At 36.1% G+C, this 18,544-nt stretch carries 20 protein-coding genes; 9 read left to right on the forward strand and 11 right to left on the reverse strand.

Features of this window, described 5'->3' with window-relative positions:
- Window positions 1-10: 10 nt before the first annotated feature.
- From ABXT67_RS09800 to ABXT67_RS09830, 7 genes are all read left to right on the forward strand, one after another.
- Window positions 11-1,003 (forward strand): DNA-directed RNA polymerase subunit alpha, encoded by a 993-nt coding sequence (locus ABXT67_RS09800; protein ID WP_415373832.1) that lies wholly within the window; start codon window positions 11-13, stop codon window positions 1,001-1,003.
- 69 nt (window positions 1,004-1,072) lie between these two features.
- Entirely contained in the window at window positions 1,073-1,573 is a 501-nt protein-coding gene (gene rplQ, locus ABXT67_RS09805; protein WP_415373833.1) for a 50S ribosomal protein L17, read from the forward strand.
- A 157-nt stretch (window positions 1,574-1,730) separates the two neighbouring features.
- Window positions 1,731-2,843, forward strand: a complete 1,113-nt coding sequence (gene carA, locus ABXT67_RS09810) for a glutamine-hydrolyzing carbamoyl-phosphate synthase small subunit (protein WP_415373834.1) — start codon at window positions 1,731-1,733, stop codon at window positions 2,841-2,843.
- A gap of 146 nt (window positions 2,844-2,989) precedes the next feature.
- The gene (gene eno / locus ABXT67_RS09815; RefSeq protein WP_415373835.1) at window positions 2,990-4,276 is read left to right on the forward strand and encodes a phosphopyruvate hydratase; all 1,287 of its coding nucleotides are present in this window, start codon (window positions 2,990-2,992) and stop codon (window positions 4,274-4,276) included.
- A gap of 167 nt (window positions 4,277-4,443) precedes the next feature.
- Window positions 4,444-5,730, forward strand: coding sequence for a citrate synthase (locus ABXT67_RS09820; RefSeq protein WP_415373836.1), 1,287 nt, complete (start codon window positions 4,444-4,446; stop codon window positions 5,728-5,730).
- Window positions 5,731-5,870: 140 nt separating this feature from the next.
- Window positions 5,871-6,785: a dimethylarginine dimethylaminohydrolase family protein gene (locus ABXT67_RS09825; protein ID WP_415373837.1), complete on the forward strand. Its 915-nt coding sequence runs from the start codon at window positions 5,871-5,873 to the stop codon at window positions 6,783-6,785.
- 68 nt (window positions 6,786-6,853) lie between these two features.
- Window positions 6,854-7,663 (forward strand): transporter, encoded by an 810-nt coding sequence (locus ABXT67_RS09830; protein ID WP_415373838.1) that lies wholly within the window; start codon window positions 6,854-6,856, stop codon window positions 7,661-7,663.
- Window positions 7,664-7,665: 2 nt separating this feature from the next.
- Here the strand turns inward: ABXT67_RS09830 and ABXT67_RS09835 are convergent, their stop codons facing one another.
- Window positions 7,666-8,220 carry a thioredoxin family protein gene (locus ABXT67_RS09835; RefSeq protein WP_415373839.1) on the reverse strand — a complete coding sequence of 185 codons (555 nt, stop codon included), beginning with the start codon at window positions 8,218-8,220 and terminating at the stop codon, window positions 7,666-7,668.
- 69 nt (window positions 8,221-8,289) lie between these two features.
- Between ABXT67_RS09835 and ABXT67_RS09840 the strand changes: the two genes are divergently transcribed.
- Complete coding sequence (locus ABXT67_RS09840; protein ID WP_415373840.1) at window positions 8,290-8,622, forward strand: tRNA-binding protein; 333 nt, start codon at window positions 8,290-8,292, stop codon at window positions 8,620-8,622.
- A 9-nt stretch (window positions 8,623-8,631) separates the two neighbouring features.
- Here ABXT67_RS09840 and ABXT67_RS09845 read toward each other — a convergent pair whose 3' ends face one another.
- From ABXT67_RS09845 to ABXT67_RS09860, 4 genes are all read right to left on the reverse strand, one after another.
- Window positions 8,632-9,795: an MFS transporter gene (locus ABXT67_RS09845; protein WP_415373841.1), complete on the reverse strand. Its 1,164-nt coding sequence runs from the start codon at window positions 9,793-9,795 to the stop codon at window positions 8,632-8,634.
- Between the two features lie 538 nt (window positions 9,796-10,333).
- Entirely contained in the window at window positions 10,334-10,408 is a 75-nt protein-coding gene (locus ABXT67_RS09850) for a DUF1272 domain-containing protein (protein ID WP_415376976.1), read from the reverse strand.
- Window positions 10,409-10,444: 36 nt separating this feature from the next.
- Window positions 10,445-10,627 carry a hypothetical protein gene (locus ABXT67_RS09855; RefSeq protein WP_415373842.1) on the reverse strand — a complete coding sequence of 61 codons (183 nt, stop codon included), beginning with the start codon at window positions 10,625-10,627 and terminating at the stop codon, window positions 10,445-10,447.
- Entirely contained in the window at window positions 10,590-10,829 is a 240-nt protein-coding gene (locus tag ABXT67_RS09860; RefSeq protein WP_415373843.1) for a hypothetical protein, read from the reverse strand. Before ABXT67_RS09860 ends, ABXT67_RS09855 begins: the two co-directional genes overlap by 38 nt.
- A 44-nt stretch (window positions 10,830-10,873) precedes the next feature.
- Here ABXT67_RS09860 and ABXT67_RS09865 point away from each other — a divergent pair, with 44 nt between their 5' ends.
- Window positions 10,874-11,152: a hypothetical protein gene (locus tag ABXT67_RS09865; RefSeq protein WP_415373844.1), complete on the forward strand. Its 279-nt coding sequence runs from the start codon at window positions 10,874-10,876 to the stop codon at window positions 11,150-11,152.
- Between the two features lie 115 nt (window positions 11,153-11,267).
- On the opposite strand, the gene ABXT67_RS09870 is transcribed toward ABXT67_RS09865, so the two are convergent.
- From ABXT67_RS09870 to ABXT67_RS09895, 6 genes are all read right to left on the reverse strand, one after another.
- Complete coding sequence (locus tag ABXT67_RS09870) at window positions 11,268-12,887, reverse strand: SulP family inorganic anion transporter (RefSeq protein WP_415373845.1); 1,620 nt, start codon at window positions 12,885-12,887, stop codon at window positions 11,268-11,270.
- A 427-nt stretch (window positions 12,888-13,314) separates the two neighbouring features.
- Entirely contained in the window at window positions 13,315-13,767 is a 453-nt protein-coding gene (locus ABXT67_RS09875; protein ID WP_415373846.1) for a YHS domain-containing (seleno)protein, read from the reverse strand.
- Between the two features lie 57 nt (window positions 13,768-13,824).
- Window positions 13,825-14,289: a hypothetical protein gene (locus ABXT67_RS09880; protein WP_415373847.1), complete on the reverse strand. Its 465-nt coding sequence runs from the start codon at window positions 14,287-14,289 to the stop codon at window positions 13,825-13,827.
- Window positions 14,290-14,598: 309 nt separating this feature from the next.
- Entirely contained in the window at window positions 14,599-15,393 is a 795-nt protein-coding gene (locus tag ABXT67_RS09885; RefSeq protein ID WP_415373848.1) for a hypothetical protein, read from the reverse strand.
- 2 nt (window positions 15,394-15,395) lie between these two features.
- Entirely contained in the window at window positions 15,396-15,905 is a 510-nt protein-coding gene (locus ABXT67_RS09890) for a hypothetical protein (protein WP_415373849.1), read from the reverse strand.
- Window positions 15,906-15,985: 80 nt separating this feature from the next.
- A complete protein-coding gene (locus tag ABXT67_RS09895; protein ID WP_415373850.1) occupies window positions 15,986-18,508 on the reverse strand; it encodes a M14 family metallopeptidase in 2,523 nt (840 codons plus the stop codon).
- Window positions 18,509-18,544: the final 36 nt, after the last annotated feature.

The following is an 18,544-nucleotide window of genomic DNA, read 5'->3' on the forward strand; positions in this document are numbered from 1 at the left end:
CGAGTCAATTATGGCAGTATTTAATTTTCAGAAGCCTGATAAAGTTATCATGATCAATTCAACTGATTTTGAGGGGAAATTTGAATTTCGTCCTTTAGAGCCGGGGTATGGATTGACGATAGGTAACGCATTAAGAAGAGTACTACTTTCTTCATTAGAGGGATTTGCAATTACTTCAATAAGAGTTGAAGGTGTTGATCATGAGTTTTCAACAATCGCAGGTGTCGTAGAAGATGTTACCGAAATTATATTAAACCTGAAGCAAGTGCGTTTTAAGCGTCAAATCGATGAGATTGATAATGAAACGGTAACAATTGCTGTTAATGGTAGTGATACTTTAACTGCGGGAGATTTTCAAAAATACATCTCGGGGTTTCAAGTATTGAATCCAGATTTAGTTATCTGTAATATGGATGCTAAAGTAACGATGAATATGGAGCTCACTATCGAAAAAGGTAGAGGTTATGTCCCAGCTGAAGAGAACAAAAAAGCAAATGCACCTTTAGGAACTATTTTTACAGATTCTATTTACACACCAATCAAAAATGTTAAGTATAGCATTGAAAATTTTCGTGTGGAGCAGAAGACTGATTATGAGAAGCTAGTTTTTGAAATCCAGACGGATGGTTCAATTCATCCTAAGGAGGCTTTAACGGAAGCTGCAAAAACATTAATTCATCACTTTATGTTATTTAGTGATGAGCGCATTACATTAGAAGCTGATGAAATTGCTCAAACTGAAACGTATGATGAGGAATCATTACATATGCGTCAGTTATTGAAAACTAAGTTAGTAGATATGGACCTTTCAGTGCGTGCTTTAAATTGTTTAAAAGCTGCTGAAGTAGATACTCTAGGGGATTTAGTTTCGTTTAATAAGAATGATTTAATGAAGTTTAGAAACTTCGGTAAAAAATCATTAACAGAGTTGGAAGAGCTCGTAAATGTTAAGAGTCTTAACTTCGGTATGGACCTTTCAAAATATAAATTAGATAAAGATTAAATATTTTAATAATCATATTTTGCTCCCAGTCTAAGGCTGGTATGGTAGCAAGATGATAAATCAATTGTCATGAGACACGGAAAAAAGGTAAATCATTTAGGAAGAAAAACTGCGCATAGAAAAGCTATGTTAGCAAATATGGCTTGTTCATTGATTGAGCACAAAAGAATCAATACAACAGTTGCAAAAGCTAAGGCCGTACAAAAGTTTGTTGAGCCTATGATTACTAAATCAAAGGATGACACAACGCACAATCGTAGAATTGTGATGGCTAGGTTGCGTCAAAAAGATGCGGTAATTGAACTTTTTAGAGATGTAGCTGTAAAGGTTGGAGACCGACCAGGGGGATACACACGGATCATCAAGCTAGGAAATCGTTTAGGTGATAATGCTGATATGGCAATGATAGAATTAGTTGATTATAACGAAATCTATAACCCAGGTAAAGTTAAGAAAACAAAGACAACACGCCGTAGTCGCCGTGGTGGAACTGCAGATGTAGCTGCTCCAATCGTAGAGACTAAAGAAGCAGAAGAAGCAGAAGAAACAAAAGAAACAAAAGAAGAATAAATGATTTATCTGCAATAGATATAAAGGGATAAACAATATTTGTTTATCCCTTTTTTTATGCCTTGTTGATTTTAGAATTAGCGTTGTTTAAAACTATTAAAAACTGAATTTTTAAAAAACAATCATTTAAAGTATTTTTGACAAATAGATTTACAATATGAAATACCAAACTCGAAAACCAGCATTAATCTTATTGGCCGATGGTACCATTTTTCACGGAAAGGCTGTTGGAGGCAAAACGGGATCGTCTTACGGTGAAGTATGCTTTAATACTGGAATGACAGGATATCAAGAGATTTTTACTGATCCTTCCTATTATGGGCAACTTATGGTTACCACCAATGCACACATCGGTAACTACGGCGTAAATGATGATGAAGTGGAGTCAGACAGTATTAAAATAGCGGGTCTAATTTGCCGTAATTTTAGCTATCATTATTCTCGCGACGCTGCAGATGACTCTTTAGAATCTTTCTTAGATAAGAACAACCTTTTAGCTATCAGCGATGTTGATACTAGAGCATTGGTTAATTATATTAGGGATAACGGCGCTATGAATGCGGTGATATCTACAGAGGTAGAAAATATTGAAGAATTAAAGAAGAGGTTAGCTGAAGTTCCAGACATGAAGGGGCTTGAATTGGCGAGTAAAGTATCAACGAAAGAGCCTTATTTTTTTGGAGACGAGAATGCGACCTATAAAATTTCGGCCTTAGACATTGGTATAAAAAAGAACATTCTTCGTAATTTGGCAGAAAGGGATTGTTATATAAAGGTATATCCTTATGACGCCACTTTCCAAGATTTAGAATCTTTTAAACCCAATGGGTATTTCTTGTCAAACGGTCCGGGTGATCCTGAGCCATTGACTTCTGCAATCGAAACAACAAAGGAGATTTTGAAAACAAATACGCCATTGTTTGGGATTTGTCTTGGACATCAAGTGTTGGCATTGGCAAATGGGATATCAACCTATAAAATGCACCATGGTCATAGAGGTATCAATCACCCAATTTTAAACCTTGTTACAGGAAAAGGGGAAATCACTTCTCAAAATCACGGTTTTGCTATCAATAGAGAACAAGCAGAAGCGCACGATAATGTAGAAATAACACACCTACATCTCAATGACCAAACTGCGGCTGGAATCAAAATAAAAGACACCCCGGCGTTTTCCGTTCAATATCACCCAGAAGCAAGCCCGGGGCCACACGATGCTAAATATCTATTTGACCAATTTTTGGAGAATATTAAAAATAACAAAAACTGAATAACTCTTAACCATTCAGGTTTTAGGCCTGTGGGGTTTTATTACATAAATAATGCAAAGTTACTAAGTGATTTTGTAGAGCAGGTATAATCTAAACTAACCAGATACGCTATGTATAAGCGTATCTAATTAAATCATACAATATCATGAGCACCATAATAGACATTCACGCAAGACAAATTTTTGATTCAAGAGGAAACCCAACAATAGAAGTAGAGGTTGTAACTGAAAATGGCTTTATGGGTCGTGCAGCTGTCCCTTCTGGTGCATCTACTGGAGAACACGAAGCAGTGGAGTTGCGCGATGGTGGTAGCGATTATATGGGTAAAGGTGTTTCAAAAGCGGTTGAAAACGTAAATGATAAAATTGCAGGTGCCTTAATGGGCGAGTCTGTTTTTGAACAATCAGAGATTGACCGTATTATGATCAATTTAGATGGAACTCCAAATAAGTCAAAACTAGGGGCAAATGCAATTCTTGGTGTTTCTCTTGCTTGTGCTAGAGCTGCTGCGAATGAATTGGGATTGCCTTTATATCGATACGTGGGTGGGGTGAGTGCAAATACACTTCCAGTTCCTATGATGAACATAATCAATGGAGGTTCTCATAGTGATGCTCCTATCGCATTTCAAGAATTTATGGTGATGCCAGTGGAGGCAAAGACTTTTACGGAAGCTATGAAAATGGGGACTGAAATTTTTCACCAACTTAAAAAAGTATTGCACGATCGCAATCTAAGTACTGCAGTAGGAGATGAAGGTGGTTTTGCTCCAACTTTAGATGGTACAGAGGATGCATTAGATACTATTAAAAAAGCAGTAGAAAATGCGGGTTATTCGTTCGGAAAACAAATCATGATTGCACTTGATTGTGCCGCTGCAGAGTTTTATGTGAATGGAAAGTACGACTATTCAAAATTCGAAGGTGACACCGGAAAAATAAGAACGAGTAAAGAACAAGCAGATTACTTGGCTGAACTTTCTGAAAATTATCCAATCATCTCTATTGAAGATGGAATGGATGAGAATGATTGGGAAGGTTGGAAATACCTAACCGAAAGAATTGGTGATAAAGTACAATTGGTGGGTGATGATCTATTTGTAACCAATGTAGCGCGTTTATCTCGTGGAATTAAGGAGAATATTGCCAATTCGATACTTATAAAAGTAAACCAAATTGGTACTTTGACTGAAACAATATCCGCAGTAAATATGGCACACAATGCAGGATACACTTCAGTAATGTCGCATAGAAGTGGTGAAACAGAAGATACTACAATCGCAGATCTTGCAGTAGCACTCAACTGTGGGCAAATTAAAACAGGGTCTGCATCTCGTAGTGATCGTATGGCAAAATACAACCAGCTATTGCGTATTGAGGAACAATTAGATAAGGTAGCTTATTTTCCAGGCAAGAACGCGTTTAAAATCTAATATGCATCGTTTGATGTTTAACCTCATTTTTGTATAAATAATTCTAATGGATACTTTAAGTTTTATTTAACCAAGGCAAACAGGAAATTGTTAAAAATTGTGACCTATATTATGTAATTTAGCGATTCAGCCTAAACTGAAAATAAACTATAAATTATTATAATAATATGTCCGAAACTGCTACACTAGAAATTGATGGTAAAAAATATGAATTGCCATTAATTACAGGTACTGAAAATGAAATTGCAATAGATATTAAAACACTTCGAGGAGTAACTGGTGGAGTAACTACCATTGATCCTGGATATAAAAACACGGGTTCTTGTGAAAGCGCTATTACTTTCTTAAATGGAGAAGAAGGGATTTTGCGTTATCGCGGGTATTCTATCGAAGAGTTAGCTGAAAAAGCAGATTTTCTTGAAGTAGCGTATTTGTTGATATTTGGAGAGCTACCAACAGCGGCCGAATTAGAAAAATTTCACAGTGATATTAAAGCAGAATCTCACGTAGATGAAGATGTAAAGAAAATTTTAGATGGTTTTCCTAAAGCAGCCCATCCCATGGGTGTTTTATCTTGCTTAACTTCAGCATTGGTTGCTTTTAACCCTAATACGGTAAATGTAGATAGCGAAGAAGAGATGTACCGTGCTATTGTAAAAATAATGGGTAAGTTTCCAGTGTTGACTGCTTGGGCCCATAGAAAGAGAGCTGGGTTGCCATTAGACTATGGCGATAACTCATTAGGGTATGTAGAGAATTTTCATAAAATGATGTTCCATAGGCCTAATGACGAATACTCCGTAGATAAGAAAATTGTAAATGCAATTGATAAATTGTTAATTCTTCATGCAGACCATGAGCAAAATTGTTCTACATCAACGGTCCGTATCGTTGGTTCGTCCCACGCAGGTTTATTTGTAAGTATCTCAGCAGGTATTAGTGCTTTATGGGGTCCTTTACATGGCGGTGCAAATCAAGCCGTAATCGAAATGCTTGAAGCTATTAAAGAAGATGATGGTGACACAAAAAAATATATGGCTAAAGCCAAGGACAAGGAGGATCCATTTAGATTAATGGGCTTTGGACACCGTGTTTATAAAAACTTTGATCCCCGTGCTAAAATAATTAAAGTAGCAGCTGATGATGTATTAGATTCTCTAGGAATAGATGATCCAGTATTAAACATTGCAAAAGGTCTTGAAAAGGAAGCCTTAGAAGATCAGTATTTTGTGGATAGAAAATTATATCCAAATGTAGATTTTTACTCAGGGATTATTTACAGAGCATTAGGGATTCCTGTAGAGATGTTTACCCCAATGTTTGCTTTGGGTAGATTACCAGGTTGGATTGCACAATGGAAAGAAATGCGCCAACGCAAAGAGCCAATTGGCCGCCCAAGACAGGTCTATATTGGAGAAACGCAAAGAGCGTTTAAACAAATAGGAGATAGATAAAACTAGCTCCGTATTATAATAAAAAAGCACCTATCTATTGGGTGCTTTTTTATTAGACGGTGTTTTTAAAACAATGCTTTGTTAATATTAGTTCTAAGCGAAGTCAAATAGAATAAAGGGTTTTATATTATATTTGCCAAATGGTTAAACTATATGTTATCGATGAAATTTCTTCACTTAAGGCAGTCATTCTTGGAACTGCGAAGAGCAATGGCCCAATACCAAAATTAGAAGACTCTTACGACCCTAAATCGGCTGAGCATATCATTGCAGGAACTTATCCCACAGAAGAAGATATGGTGGCTGAAATGGAGGGAGTCGCCAAAATTTTTGAAAAATATGGGGTGCGAGTATTTCGACCACATACGATCGACAATTATAATCAGATTTTCGCAAGGGATATTTCCTTCGTAATTGAGGACAAAATTATTATAGCAAATATTCTCCCAGACCGTGAAAATGAAGTAGAAGCTACGGAGCACGTTTGGAGCCATGTAGAGAAGTCATTTAGAATTATTCTTCCTGATACCTGCCACATCGAAGGCGGTGATGTGGTGCCTTGGGGTGAGTATGTTTTTATAGGTACCTATCGTGGGGGTGATTATTCAGACTATATAACAGCTCGAACCAATATGGAAGCTGTTGATGCTATAGAGCAACTTTTCCCTCACAAGAAGATTAAATCATTTAATCTTCGGAAATCCAATACCATCGCAAAAGAAAATGCATTACATCTCGATTGTTGTTTCCAACCATTGGGTAAAGGCAAGGCAATTATTCATAAGGAGAGTTTTTTGGAAGAAGAAGAATATGAATGGTTGTTGAATTTTTTCGGAAAAGAAAATTGTTTTCAAGTCACCACAGATGAAATGTCAAGAATGTTTAGTAACGTTTTTTCTATTTCTCCGGAAGTGGTAATTTCCGAGAAAAATTTTACTAGACTCAATGAATGGTTGCGCTCGGAGGGTTTTACTGTTGAGGAAGTTGCTTATTCAGAAATTGCTAAACAAGGGGGATTACTTCGTTGTTCTACGATGCCATTGGTTAGGGAGTAATCATAAATTAGAACAGAGCATATTTTCAATGAAAAATAATTCATAAGATTTTATTCCTGTATATAAATATGCGCACGAAATATATTTTGCTTATTCTAGCACTTTTAAGCATTAAAAATGCCAGCTCACAAATTTCTATAGACGGATTTTTTAAGGCCAAAGGAGACGGTGCCTTGGTCTTGGGAGCAGGGTTTGAAGACACTAAGAACTACTTTTCGGGGTCCACTAGAACAGATATAAGTAGGTCTTTGTATTATGGTAACTTGTTTGGATCCTACGGAATAACAGACGCTCTAGATGTAAATATTTCAATTCCATTTTTAAGCAGTAATGAGAATAGTAATTTTCAAGATATTGCACTACTATTAAAATATAGGATTTTTAAGCGCGCACTTTCTGAAGGTGAATTAAGCTTTGGGGGCGTTTTAGGTTTTTCCACACCACTCACAGATTATGATATAGGTGGACTCAATGATATAGGGCAACAAGCGACAACAATTGGCGCAAAACTTTTAGCCCATTATCAAAATAATTATGGTTGGTTTTCTACGCTTCAAGTGGGATATTATTATAAACTTGAAGAAGTGCCCAATGCAATACCAGTAGGTTTAAAAATGGGTAAAGCCACTAGCAATTTATATTTTGATGTGTTTTATGAATATCAAAATTCTGAAATGGGTATCGATTATTTAGGGACACCATCTCCACAAAACTTTAGAGAGCTTGAAGTAGATTTTCATAAATTGGGAGGTACTTTTTATAAGCCTTTTTCTTCAAAATGGGGCGCTTACCTCGCTGTTTCTTATGTTGTAGTTGGTCGCAATGTATTTCAGGGGCCAGGGTATGGTTTGGGATTGGTGTATAATTTTAAAAGATAAAATTACTTCCATTTTATATTACAACCAATACTGGGTTTTTGATCCTTTCGCTGTAGGTTATTGTTCAGTATATTGTCCATCGATTCTCTTAAATCACGACCATTAACTGGAATCCCATTGCCAGGACGAGAGTTGTCAAGTTGTCCTCTATATACAAGCTTTAAGTCTTCATCATACAAATAAAAATCTGGGGTACAGGCGGCATCGTAGGCTTTTGCAATTTCTTGTGTGGCATCGTGTAAATATGGAAAAGGATAACCTTCTTCGCGAGCATTTTTCCACATTAAATCTGGACCATCTTGTGGGTATTTTTCAGCATCATTACTGCTTATAGCTACAAACCCAAAACCCGTAACACGATAGTCATTGCAAATTCTAACCAATTCTTCATTTACGTGTTTTACAAAAGGGCAGTGGTTGCAAATAAACATTACCACGGTCCCATGTTTACCACGAACATCTTGCAACGGTATCATGTTTTTTGTAACCGCATCCATAAGTTCAAAGTTGGGAGCAATTGTTCCTAGTGGTAACATATTAGAAGGAGTGAGGGACATTTTGATTATTTAATAATTAACATACAATATAGGCCTTAAAATTGCTATCTTAGTTATAAAAATATAAAAATGGAGATTTCTTGGAATGATTTTGAAAAGGTTGAGATTCGTGTTGGCACCATTATAAAGGTGCTAGACTTTCCCGAAGCACGAAAGTCTGCATATCAATTAAAAATTGATTTTGGTGCTGATCTTGGTGTCAAAAAATCTTCGGCACAAATTACTACCTTGTATACCAAAGAAGAATTAGAGGGAAAACAAATTGTTGCTGTTGTTAATTTTCCGAAGAAACAAATAAGTACATTTATGAGTGAATGTCTTGTTTTAGGAGCAGTTTCTGGAAATGACGTAATCTTGTTAAATCCGGAACGAAGGGTTGAAAATGGTCTTCAGATCTCTTAGTGCTTCACTTTATGCTTTTCTAAATAGAGATATAAGCCCTATTATTGGACCAAGAGCGAGGAATACAAAGCAATACTCAATGGCTATGTGTTTAGACAGAAAAGATAGTAACTGAATACTAATAATTGAAATAGCGAAGCCCAGACTCGTTACAATAGTTAAAGCAGTTCCTTTAAGCTGGTTGCTCGCATTTTTAGCTACTAATGCTGAAAATAGAGGTGAATCTGTAATTACAGAAATTCCCCAAATTAATAGAAAACCTATAAACAATGGAAAACTAAGGTTTAAAATAAAGGGAGAAATCAAGCAACAAATTCCAGAAATAAGCAAGGCGATACTAGCAGTTTTTTTCATTCCAATAGCTTCAGAAATATAACCCCCAGTAATACAACCCAGACTTCCTATGGCAATTATAATAAAAGACCACAAAGATATGTTTGTCGATATTTCGGGATTAAATTCAATATATCTAAAGAGTAGTAAAGGAAGGAAAGCCCAAAACGCATACAGCTCCCACATGTGCCCAAAGTAACCGTAAGCAGCTACTTTTAAGTCTTTGTTTCTAAAAACTTTAAAAAACGCATTCAATTTAACTTCTTTTAAAGGCTGTTGAAAGGGGCCTCTTTTAACAAATAGGAGTATTAATAGCCCGCCAATTACCGCCATTCCTGAAGTTATAATAAGTACCAATCTCCAATCAAAAGTTCCAACAAAGGCTTTAGTTGCGTGAGGAAATGCAGTTCCAAGTACGAGCGCTCCCACCAAGTACCCTAAAGATTTTCCTAGTCCTTTGTCAAAATAGTCGGATGCTATTTTCATTCCTACAGGATATATTCCCGCTAGAAAAAACCCTGTGGCACCCCTAATTATGGTTAAAGTTACTATGGTATTTTCGCTAATGAGTGTCAAGGCATTTACTCCAGCACCAGCTAATGCACAGATAAAAAACACCAGAGAAGGGTTGTATTTGTCTGAAATGGTGAGAATTGCAAAAAGCAATGTCCCTGCTATAAAGCCTAGTTGAACCGCAGAGGTTAATGTCCCTAGCGCTTCGTTATTTAAATTAAAAGTTGTGATTAGTTCAGTAAGCACTCCATTGCCTGCAAACCACAGAGAAGTACAGCAAAACTGCGCAATTACAATAATAGGGAGAATGTGCCTCGCGGTTTGCATATGGTAAAAGTAATGAAGCCTTTTTTAACATTTTGTTGAAACACAATCTATTTAGCCTAGAGATAATGTTCTTTTAATTAAAGTCGATTTGGGTGCAGTTTCCGTTTTAAAAATACATCTTATATTGCTGTAGTTAATAGAATATGGAGCCTTGTAATTTATGTGCCTACCTTAATTTGCCTTTAATAGTTGTCGTTATTACTATAATTATTATTTGAGACCGTACTCTAGTAGCTCGTTTAAATGGCAAAAAATATCATAAGTAAAAATTTGTTGTATAAAATAGTCGCTAAACTATCTATCTAAAATATAGTAAAGTAACTACCTGTTCTTGGTAAACATGTTTTTAAATCTTTCTAAAGCAATTTTAAAATCTGATTCCACAATGGGCTTGTGAGTAACCTCCTTCGTAGGTAGGTGTTCTACTAACTGACTTTTTGGTCCTTTGGGTCTTTTTTCAAAACCTCTATAACAAATGTGGCACACACATTTTGCAATATGTCTTTTACACAACCTTTACAAAAGCACATTCGTAAGTTCAAATCATAGCCTCTTCACGATCAGGCGGAAGTGGCTTGCCGCAGTTTTCACAGTTAGGAGGGAGTTCAAGCATCTCTTAGTCGTTTAGTGGATTAAAAGTATTTAAAGTCTAATTATTTGTGTTTTCAATAAGTTGTAATACCTTTTCAATCGATAGATCCTTTTTCTCTTTTAAATCTGCCATCACTTTTGTCAAAAACTTTTTTGGACCACGCGGGTATCCTATCTCATAATCTGGAGCGATTACGATACCTTCATAATTGACCCCATTTAGATCTAGATACAACTTCACTTGACAGTCCAAATTCCCAACCAGTGGGCAGCGTCTTATCCAATACATCTAAAAATAGACCTTCGGTATTGGAGCCAATTCTTATAACGGTTGGAATAGAGAGCGATGAAAGAATCATAATTTTTGTCGCACTTTCAGATTCTGTAGCAATTAACAAGTATACAGGATTGGTATAGGGTTTTTTAGTGGCTGTCTGAAACACGGCAGAAATTAAATGATAGCGCGCTTGTAGCGTCAGGTATTATCTTGAGAAACCAAGACACTGTATTTGCTGAACGAAGGAAAATTTATGAAGAAAACAATAAGATAAAGCTCTATGTTGAAACTGTTGGTCCAGAACTAAACCCGGTTGTTTTTACTTTGAAAAAAGATGCTGAGTACATGTTTGCTTTTGAAAACCCAAGAAATGAGTTCCCATCACAAATTGTCTATACGAACCCTGAGCGTAAGAAAATTAAAGCTTGGGTAGCTGGTTTTATAGGTGGTATACCACAAAAACAAGAGTTTTATTTTGTGCGTGAATAGAAAAAACAAGAAAGAACTTTCGCTTCTCTCTTTTAACGAGTTTGTAAGTTTATTTGTTCAGGCATTTTAATTGTTTTCAAACTTTTGGATTTATATATAAACCACAAACTTATTTTTAAACCTCCGCGTCCATCATATCTGTAACTACATAATATCTAGGATCGTCTATAGCATCTTGGATTATGGTTTCGAATTCCGGGCTCCATTTTATAAGCATCGCTTTACAGTCGGGACTTAAATGAGTTAATGTAACGTTCTTGCCAGCATCCAAATATTTATTAGTAATTGTTCTTAGTGCTTCAACACCAGAATGATCTCCTACTTTACTTTCAATAAAGTCTATTTCGATTGAATCAGGATCTGATGTAAAATCAAACTTTTTATTAAATGCTGAAGTGCTTCCGAAGAATAAAGGCCCCCATATTTCATATACTTTAGTGCCGTCTTCTTTAACTCGTTTACGAGCACGAATCATCGTTGCACTTTTCCATGCAAAACTTAATGCGCTCATAATTACTCCTGCAACTACCGCAATTGCAAGATCCTGCCAAACAGTAATTGCAGAAACTGCGATCAATACGATAGCATCTGTCAATGGTATTTTGTGTAAAATTCTAAAACTACTCCAAGCAAAGGTTCCAATAACGACCATAAACATAACTCCTACTAACGCTGCAATAGGGATTTGCTCAATTAGGGGAGCGCCAAACAGCACAAAACAGAGCAATGCAACTGCTGCAACCGTACCAGATAATCTGCCGCGACCGCCAGAATTTATATTAATTATAGATTGTCCAATCATTGCACAACCACCCATACCACCAAAGAGGCCGTTTAATATGTTGGCGCCTCCTTGCGCTACACATTCACGGTTACCGCTTCCTCTAGTTTCGGTCATTTCATCGATAAGGTTGAGCGTCATTAAGGATTCTATTAACCCAATTGCTGCTAGTATTCCTGCATACGATAGTAAGGTCCAAAAATGTCCTTTAATAGTGTAGAAAAGAGTGAATATTTGATCTTGGAATGTTGGTAAACTCCCTTGTAGTCCTTGTCCACCGCCATCTTTAATAAAAGACCCAACAGTGCTAACATCTAATTTTCCAAAAATTACAATTGCGGCTACTACGACAATAGCTACTAGTGCGGCAGGAATCTTTTTAGTTATTTTAGGAAGTCCAAACATAATTCCCATGGTTAAGCAAACAAGCCCCAACATTAAGAGTAGATTATTTCCGGTCATCCATTGCATGTTTTCTCCTACTTTTTCTTTAAACATTCCCAGTTGAGAAAGAAAAATTACAATTGCCAAACCGTTTACAAATCCCATCATCACAGGATGCGGAATTAATCGCACAAATTTTCCTAATCGCAATACTCCGGCTAGTATTTGAATAACTCCTACTACAAGTAATGTAATAAAAAGCCATTGTAAACCAAGGTTTTCTACCGGTACGGCTAGTGCATCACCAGTGTCATTTCCTAGCTTTATCAAGCTTACCATCACTACTGCCATAGCACCCGTAGCTCCAGAAATCATCCCTGGCCGACCTCCAAAAAGAGCTGTTACAATTCCCATCATAAAAGCGCCATAGAGTCCTACAAGCGGGTCTATGCCAGCGACAAAGGCAAATGCCACTGCTTCTGGCACTAAAGCCAGCGCTACTGTTAACCCCGAAAGGATGTCATTTTTAGGGTTTTGTGTAAAATTTTTGATTGTTTTTTGAAGTATCATGTGCTCTTAAATTTTCAAGGCGCAAATATACTATTTTGAAAGTGGCAAGAATATTGTTTTATAGGTTAAGAAACCTAAAAATTGAAATTAACTGAAGAATATTGCTCAATACGCGTAAAACCACTTTAATATGAGTGTAAAATGAGTTTTGTAGGATATTATTATGAGATTTTACTGAAGGTATTGTTTACTATTAAATTGTAATTTTGATTTATGTTTATTATGTATATGGTTTAAAATGAAACATAAAGTAAATTTTTGATTTTTCAAATTTCCCTAAAAAGAAACATTTTAAGATAAAATCCTTCGCGCTCCTCATAAAGCGACGAAGGATTTTTTATTTGTGCCTCTCCTGAGACCGCAATACACATTTGTTGCCTTCCCAAAAGATAGAAGAATAGCCTATAATGTTATAACCAATTTTAAATTACTGCTCTTTTGTGATCTTAATCCAATTAGCTTCGGCCTGTTTTTTTAACTGTGCTGGGTTTTCTTCCAACCATTTTTGTTTGGTGTCAATAAGTGCATTATCGTAAAACAAGTAAAGCTTCCCGTCTTCGATAGTAAAACTTTTTGGGTTGATGCTTACTTTGCTCCCTTTTGCTCCAACGGCATAGGCACAATATCCTCCGTACTTAGGCTCAAAAGATGCTGGGTTGGCTTTAAACTTTTCTTTGTTGGCATCGGAAACAAATTTATAGTTAGCCCCATTATGCGAAGCTACAAAGGCATCCTTTCCTTCGAGTGCATTGCCATTAAAATACTCAGTAACGTCATACCCTTCTGCAATAAAACCATTGTTATCTGCATTGATAACTCCTTTGTTTCCAGAACATGACAGTAGGAGTGTTGTGAATAGTATTGCTAGGAAATGTTTCATTTTGTTCGATTTTTTTTTGTGGGCTTAGAACCAATTTGTTTTATTTCAAGTACGCTTTTAAAAAACTTTGTCTTTTCTTTTTGCGACAGCATCTTTTCTTGCCCCATACAACATGCCTAATGTCATCCCAACGCCTGTTCCAATAGACAGTCCAATGCTAGTTCCAAATTTTGGATCAATAGCAATACCTATAGACAGACCTAAAGATGTTCCAAAGATCATCCCGTAAATTACCCCTTGTTCTGTGTAGTGGTTTTTGGGGGTTAAAGAAAATTCATTTTTTAGGAATGTTCTAAATTCAACATGCTTTTGCCTAACATATGTTTTTCTGTTTTCTGTGCTTGCCTTTAAATTGAAAGAGGTAAGTTTTTCATTTATTAATTGCAACTGGATTCCAGACAAGGCCCTTTTTTTTAAAGAAGATACCGTTTTGATAAAACAAGAATACACCTTTTTCTCCCTTTTTTTTTCGGTTTGAGATAGTAAATCATTTAAGAAATTCGAAGTTTGGTCAATATCCATGTTGTCTTTATTTTATAAGACGTAAATATATGTATTTGTTGCGATAATCAAGCAAACGTCATTGAAGCTTCGTTTAAATGCTGTCTAGATAGTAATGGGTTTACGTTATCTTATATTCAAGTTTTGGCTCAGAATAAATTTTATATTGTGTGTCAATAGTTATTGAACCCTTGTGGTTTTTAGAAATCTCTTTTAAAAATAGGGGTGTAGTTAAACCACTTTGATTAATATCAATTTTTTCATTTTTATAGACTTGTATTTTAGTGATAATTACGAGTACATCAGCATCTTTCAAAGCATTATTCCCAATTATAATTTGCTTTTTTTGAACGAAACTTCTTTAGTGATTTGTGTTTTTGATGTCTCTGATGGAAACATTGATTCTTTGCTAACTTCAAATACCATCTCCGCTTCACGATACTGGTTTGCTTGAGGCACGTCCATTGGGCTTCCAGCTTTTTTAAGGCCAATAAATAGCTCTATTTTCTCAGGTATAAATATGGTTTCGTTATTTACTTGACGCATCAAGTTTAAAAAAATTGGAACTTGTTGTTCTTTAGCCAACGCATTTTGCATGGTTTCACTTATAATAATATCAGGTTCATTTTTAGAATCTATTTGATATTTAGTAGCATCCTTTTTTGCGAATGTGATATCATATTCATCTAAGCCTAATTTTGAAATTACATCTTGTACTATTTTAAAGCTAAGTGGGTTTATTTCTAAAAATGTATACTTTATATCAAGTTTGGAATATCTTAAAATAAAAGGAAGAATAAGTGTTGCGAAGGGTCCTGTGCCGGCATAGAGTATATGAAGTGGCTTTTTAACGTTAATTTTTTCTTTAATAGCTTCATTTATTCCTCTAATAAATTGTCTTGTTCTTACCAAGTCATCAAGGCAAAGGGCTGCCCAAAATGCACCAAGAGCCTTGCCATTTTCAAATCCAATATCACTCCGTCCTTCCTCATTATCCATGTTTTGACCACAAAGTTCCTCCAAAATATTTTTATACTCCTTGGATGCATTTGATAACTTTAGCCAGTCAATATTATCTTCAAAATATTCTGAAGTAACTCGAATTATTTCTTTTTGTAAATTCATTATTAATTGTTTTCCCAGTTGTTTTGCATCAAACTAAATTTTTGAATTTTTTCTGTATCACCATTCAGTTTTTTTATTATTGAAGTGCATAGGTTGTCAATTTCAGTATCCCATAGTTGTTTATGATTTTCGATGTGGTCAGACCATTCAAGACTTGATATCCAATTTTTGTTTTCAAAAGATTGTTCAATCCAATTTTTTGAGGTGTTTGGGTCGGAGTGTGAACGAACTCCACCACGAATAGGAAGTTTGCTATCAAGGCTATCTATAATTTGAGGTCCATTATCAATAATCCATTCCGCCGTAATTTGGTCTAATTCCATTAGGTGTGCTGCGCGATTAAGGGTAGAAATAATATCTCGCATAGTAGGGTTTTCTTGAGCTGTTAAGATGCCTTTCTTTGACAAAATTTGAATTTCTTCCCTTGAATCGTCTTTTATTAGGCCAGCTTCTTTGACTTCTAATTTAATTCTTTCTAAATCTTGAAATTCTAATTTTGATCCACTAGGCATTTATATAGATTTAAAAAGAGATTCAACCCAAAGAACAACACATAAGTTTTATCAACGATACACGCCCTAATAAGTTATCTCTACATCTCATCCCCAAAGAAAATCGCATTCATCAACAATTTATTAGTCCCATACCAGAACGCTCTAAAATTCGTATTATCTGTAAAGTAGATCACATTTCCGCTACCCACTCCAGCTTTTTTGAAAGGCACCGTACTTGCGAGTTCTTCTAAATTAGGTTTTGAAATATAACCACTCATTAATGGATTTGCCGTGTATTGGATAGGATTGTTATAGCTGTTTTTGTCTGCTTCCATAAATAGGGTGGAGTTTCTAAACATTGGCAAACTTGTGTTTTTATAACCAAAGGCAACAGGATGAGAGCGATCTAATTTGGTTTCAAAAATAGCGCCGCCAATAACTTTGGCACCGCGATAATTACCGCGCTGTTCAAAACTAATGTTGGTAGCAGAATCTTTGCTTGTTTTAAAGTCAATTTCTAGCAAATCATTAGATTTAAACCATTTACCGGCATTTTTATACCCTATAAGGGTTCCTCCATTTTGAACCCAAGTTTTCAGCTTTTTTGCCGCCTCTTTATCTAATGCGTTGTCCCAAGTGCTTGGTAAAATAATATCAGTGTATTTGCTAATGTCCATATATTGAAAATTTTTGACATCTAGTTTTGTAATCAACATATCATAACGTGTATCAAAAAGATGCCAAATTTCTCCAGCGTCGTAAGGGTTAATTCCTTCTCCTACTAATAGAGCAACTTTCGGCATTTCTAAGGGTCTAAACTGGCTGCTCCCTAAATCGATTCCTTTGGTTTGACCGGTGGTAACAGCGGTGATTTTCACATTAGTTGCAGCTACAATTTCAAGTATTGCTTCAGAAATTTCTGAGGGTGATAATTTTTGGTTTTTCACAGGAATCATAATAGTACCGTAATCATAGGTAGTATTCTCGCTAGTAAAAGGGCTCATTCCCACTTTTGCAATTAGTTCTTTCTTCAAGATCATTGCCAGTGCTTTTGGCGTGTAGTAATCGTGCCATTCCATCAAATAGGCATATTGCGAATTGCCTGGACCGGTAGCGGGTGTTTTTTTTAAGTCTTTAATGACTGGTCCAGCCTTACTCAAAGAGATGCTCTCGTCATAATCTAAATTAAACGCCAGGGGAAATGTCCAAGCACTAACGTCATAAAAAAGGCTGTCTTTAAAGGAGGTTCGTTTTTCAAACATAGCATTTATAAGCCTGTGTTGTCGTTGGTTTTTAGGAACGATATAACTTGAGTTGGGGGTGTATTTTTTTCCATTACTCATAAATTCATTTTTTACTTGATGGAAGGTGATGCCGTGGCGTTGTAATATTTCAGCAAGGTGATAGGCTTTTGAAGGGTCTTTTTCATCTCCAAAAATAATCGCACCACCATTAGAAGCTTCAGAAAATGCATCTTTATAAAACTTTTGTTGGTAGTCTAAAATCTTGGTTCGCATTACCACCGCCGCTTCTAAAGTAGAAAGCGCTGCCGTAAATTGATTCCTAATCGTAAACGGAAAGGTCAAAATACCATTGTCACTTTCCTGCGCATGTCCTCTGGAAGAAGCTTGTTCAAACAAAATCCCAATACTTCCATTTACATCTGGGAAGGTAGAGCCTTTGCCATAATAGAAATCATCAAAATTTTCTTCGGTATAATAAAAACTACCAATTTTATCGAATGCTTTCGCATGGTAGGTTCCAATTTCACCAGTTAAATCTTGGTTTTGTTGTGGCGTTAAAGGATGTGTTCGCGACGGAATTCCAGGCTGAAAAAAGAAACTAGAATTGGTTCCCATTTCGTGATGGTCTGTCAAGATATTCGGCATCCATTTATGAAAGGTTTTAATGCGTGCACGGCTTTCTGGGAGTTGTGCGGGTAACCAATCACGATTCATATCAAACCAGTAATGATTGGTTCTTCCGCCAGGCCATACTTCAGAAAATTCTCTATCGTTTGGATCTGGATTTATGTTTTGACTTTTATTTGTATTGGCCCAATATGAAAAGCGTTGTAAGCCATCTGGATTGTAACTTGGGTCAAAAAGGATGATGACATTTTTTAGTAATTCGTCTATTTTAGGGCCTTGGGCTGCTGCTAGATAATAGGCAACAGCGAGTGCTGCGTTAGATCCACTGGGTTCATTTCCGTGGATAGAAAATCCTTCTTGCACTATAATGGGCATATTGGTTGTGTTGATGCTGCTACCTTCTTTTTGAGTAAGGGCAAGGTGTTCTTTTCTAATGTTTTGGATATTGGCTTGGTTGGAAGGTGAAGTTATGGTAAGCAATAAAAGCGGTCTTCCTTCAAAGGTGTTTCCTCGGTTTTCAATAGTAATGCGATCGCTAGCATCTGCCAAAGCATACATGTACTGCGCTAATTTATCGTGCGAGATATGCCATTCGCCTACTTCGTGTTTAATAATACTTTTAGGGGTTGGTATGCTGTTGTTGTAGCTTACATCTTTAGGAAGATAATAATCAAGATCTACGACATAATCTTGCGCAACACTGGCTACGGAAATAAAAACGGAAAGGACTACTAAAATGATTTTCTGCATTGGTTTATTATAATCTGGTTTGCCTATAAAAATACA

Origin of the sequence: Patiriisocius sp. Uisw_017, from assembly GCF_047731265.1 — a bacterium.
Lineage (GTDB): Bacteria > Bacteroidota > Bacteroidia > Flavobacteriales > Flavobacteriaceae > Patiriisocius.

Excerpts from the sequence above, each read along its gene's own strand:
- ABXT67_RS09800 (WP_415373832.1), top strand. The coding sequence starts at position 11 with ATGGCAGTATTTAATTTTCAGAAGCCTGATAAAGTTATCATGATCAAT.
- rplQ (WP_415373833.1), top strand. The coding sequence starts at position 1,073 with ATGAGACACGGAAAAAAGGTAAATCATTTAGGAAGAAAAACTGCGCAT.
- carA (WP_415373834.1), top strand. The coding sequence starts at position 1,731 with ATGAAATACCAAACTCGAAAACCAGCATTAATCTTATTGGCCGATGGT.
- eno (WP_415373835.1), top strand. The coding sequence starts at position 2,990 with ATGAGCACCATAATAGACATTCACGCAAGACAAATTTTTGATTCAAGA.
- ABXT67_RS09820 (WP_415373836.1), top strand. The coding sequence starts at position 4,444 with ATGTCCGAAACTGCTACACTAGAAATTGATGGTAAAAAATATGAATTG.
- ABXT67_RS09825 (WP_415373837.1), top strand. The coding sequence starts at position 5,871 with ATGGTTAAACTATATGTTATCGATGAAATTTCTTCACTTAAGGCAGTC.
- ABXT67_RS09830 (WP_415373838.1), top strand. The coding sequence starts at position 6,854 with ATGCGCACGAAATATATTTTGCTTATTCTAGCACTTTTAAGCATTAAA.
- ABXT67_RS09835 (WP_415373839.1), bottom strand. The coding sequence starts at position 8,220 with ATGTCCCTCACTCCTTCTAATATGTTACCACTAGGAACAATTGCTCCC.
- ABXT67_RS09840 (WP_415373840.1), top strand. The coding sequence starts at position 8,290 with ATGGAGATTTCTTGGAATGATTTTGAAAAGGTTGAGATTCGTGTTGGC.
- ABXT67_RS09845 (WP_415373841.1), bottom strand. The coding sequence starts at position 9,795 with ATGCAAACCGCGAGGCACATTCTCCCTATTATTGTAATTGCGCAGTTT.
- ABXT67_RS09870 (WP_415373845.1), bottom strand. The coding sequence starts at position 12,887 with ATGATACTTCAAAAAACAATCAAAAATTTTACACAAAACCCTAAAAAT.
- ABXT67_RS09875 (WP_415373846.1), bottom strand. The coding sequence starts at position 13,767 with ATGAAACATTTCCTAGCAATACTATTCACAACACTCCTACTGTCATGT.
- ABXT67_RS09880 (WP_415373847.1), bottom strand. The coding sequence starts at position 14,289 with ATGGATATTGACCAAACTTCGAATTTCTTAAATGATTTACTATCTCAA.
- ABXT67_RS09885 (WP_415373848.1), bottom strand. The coding sequence starts at position 15,393 with ATGAATTTACAAAAAGAAATAATTCGAGTTACTTCAGAATATTTTGAA.
- ABXT67_RS09890 (WP_415373849.1), bottom strand. The coding sequence starts at position 15,905 with ATGCCTAGTGGATCAAAATTAGAATTTCAAGATTTAGAAAGAATTAAA.
- ABXT67_RS09895 (WP_415373850.1), bottom strand. The coding sequence starts at position 18,508 with ATGCAGAAAATCATTTTAGTAGTCCTTTCCGTTTTTATTTCCGTAGCC.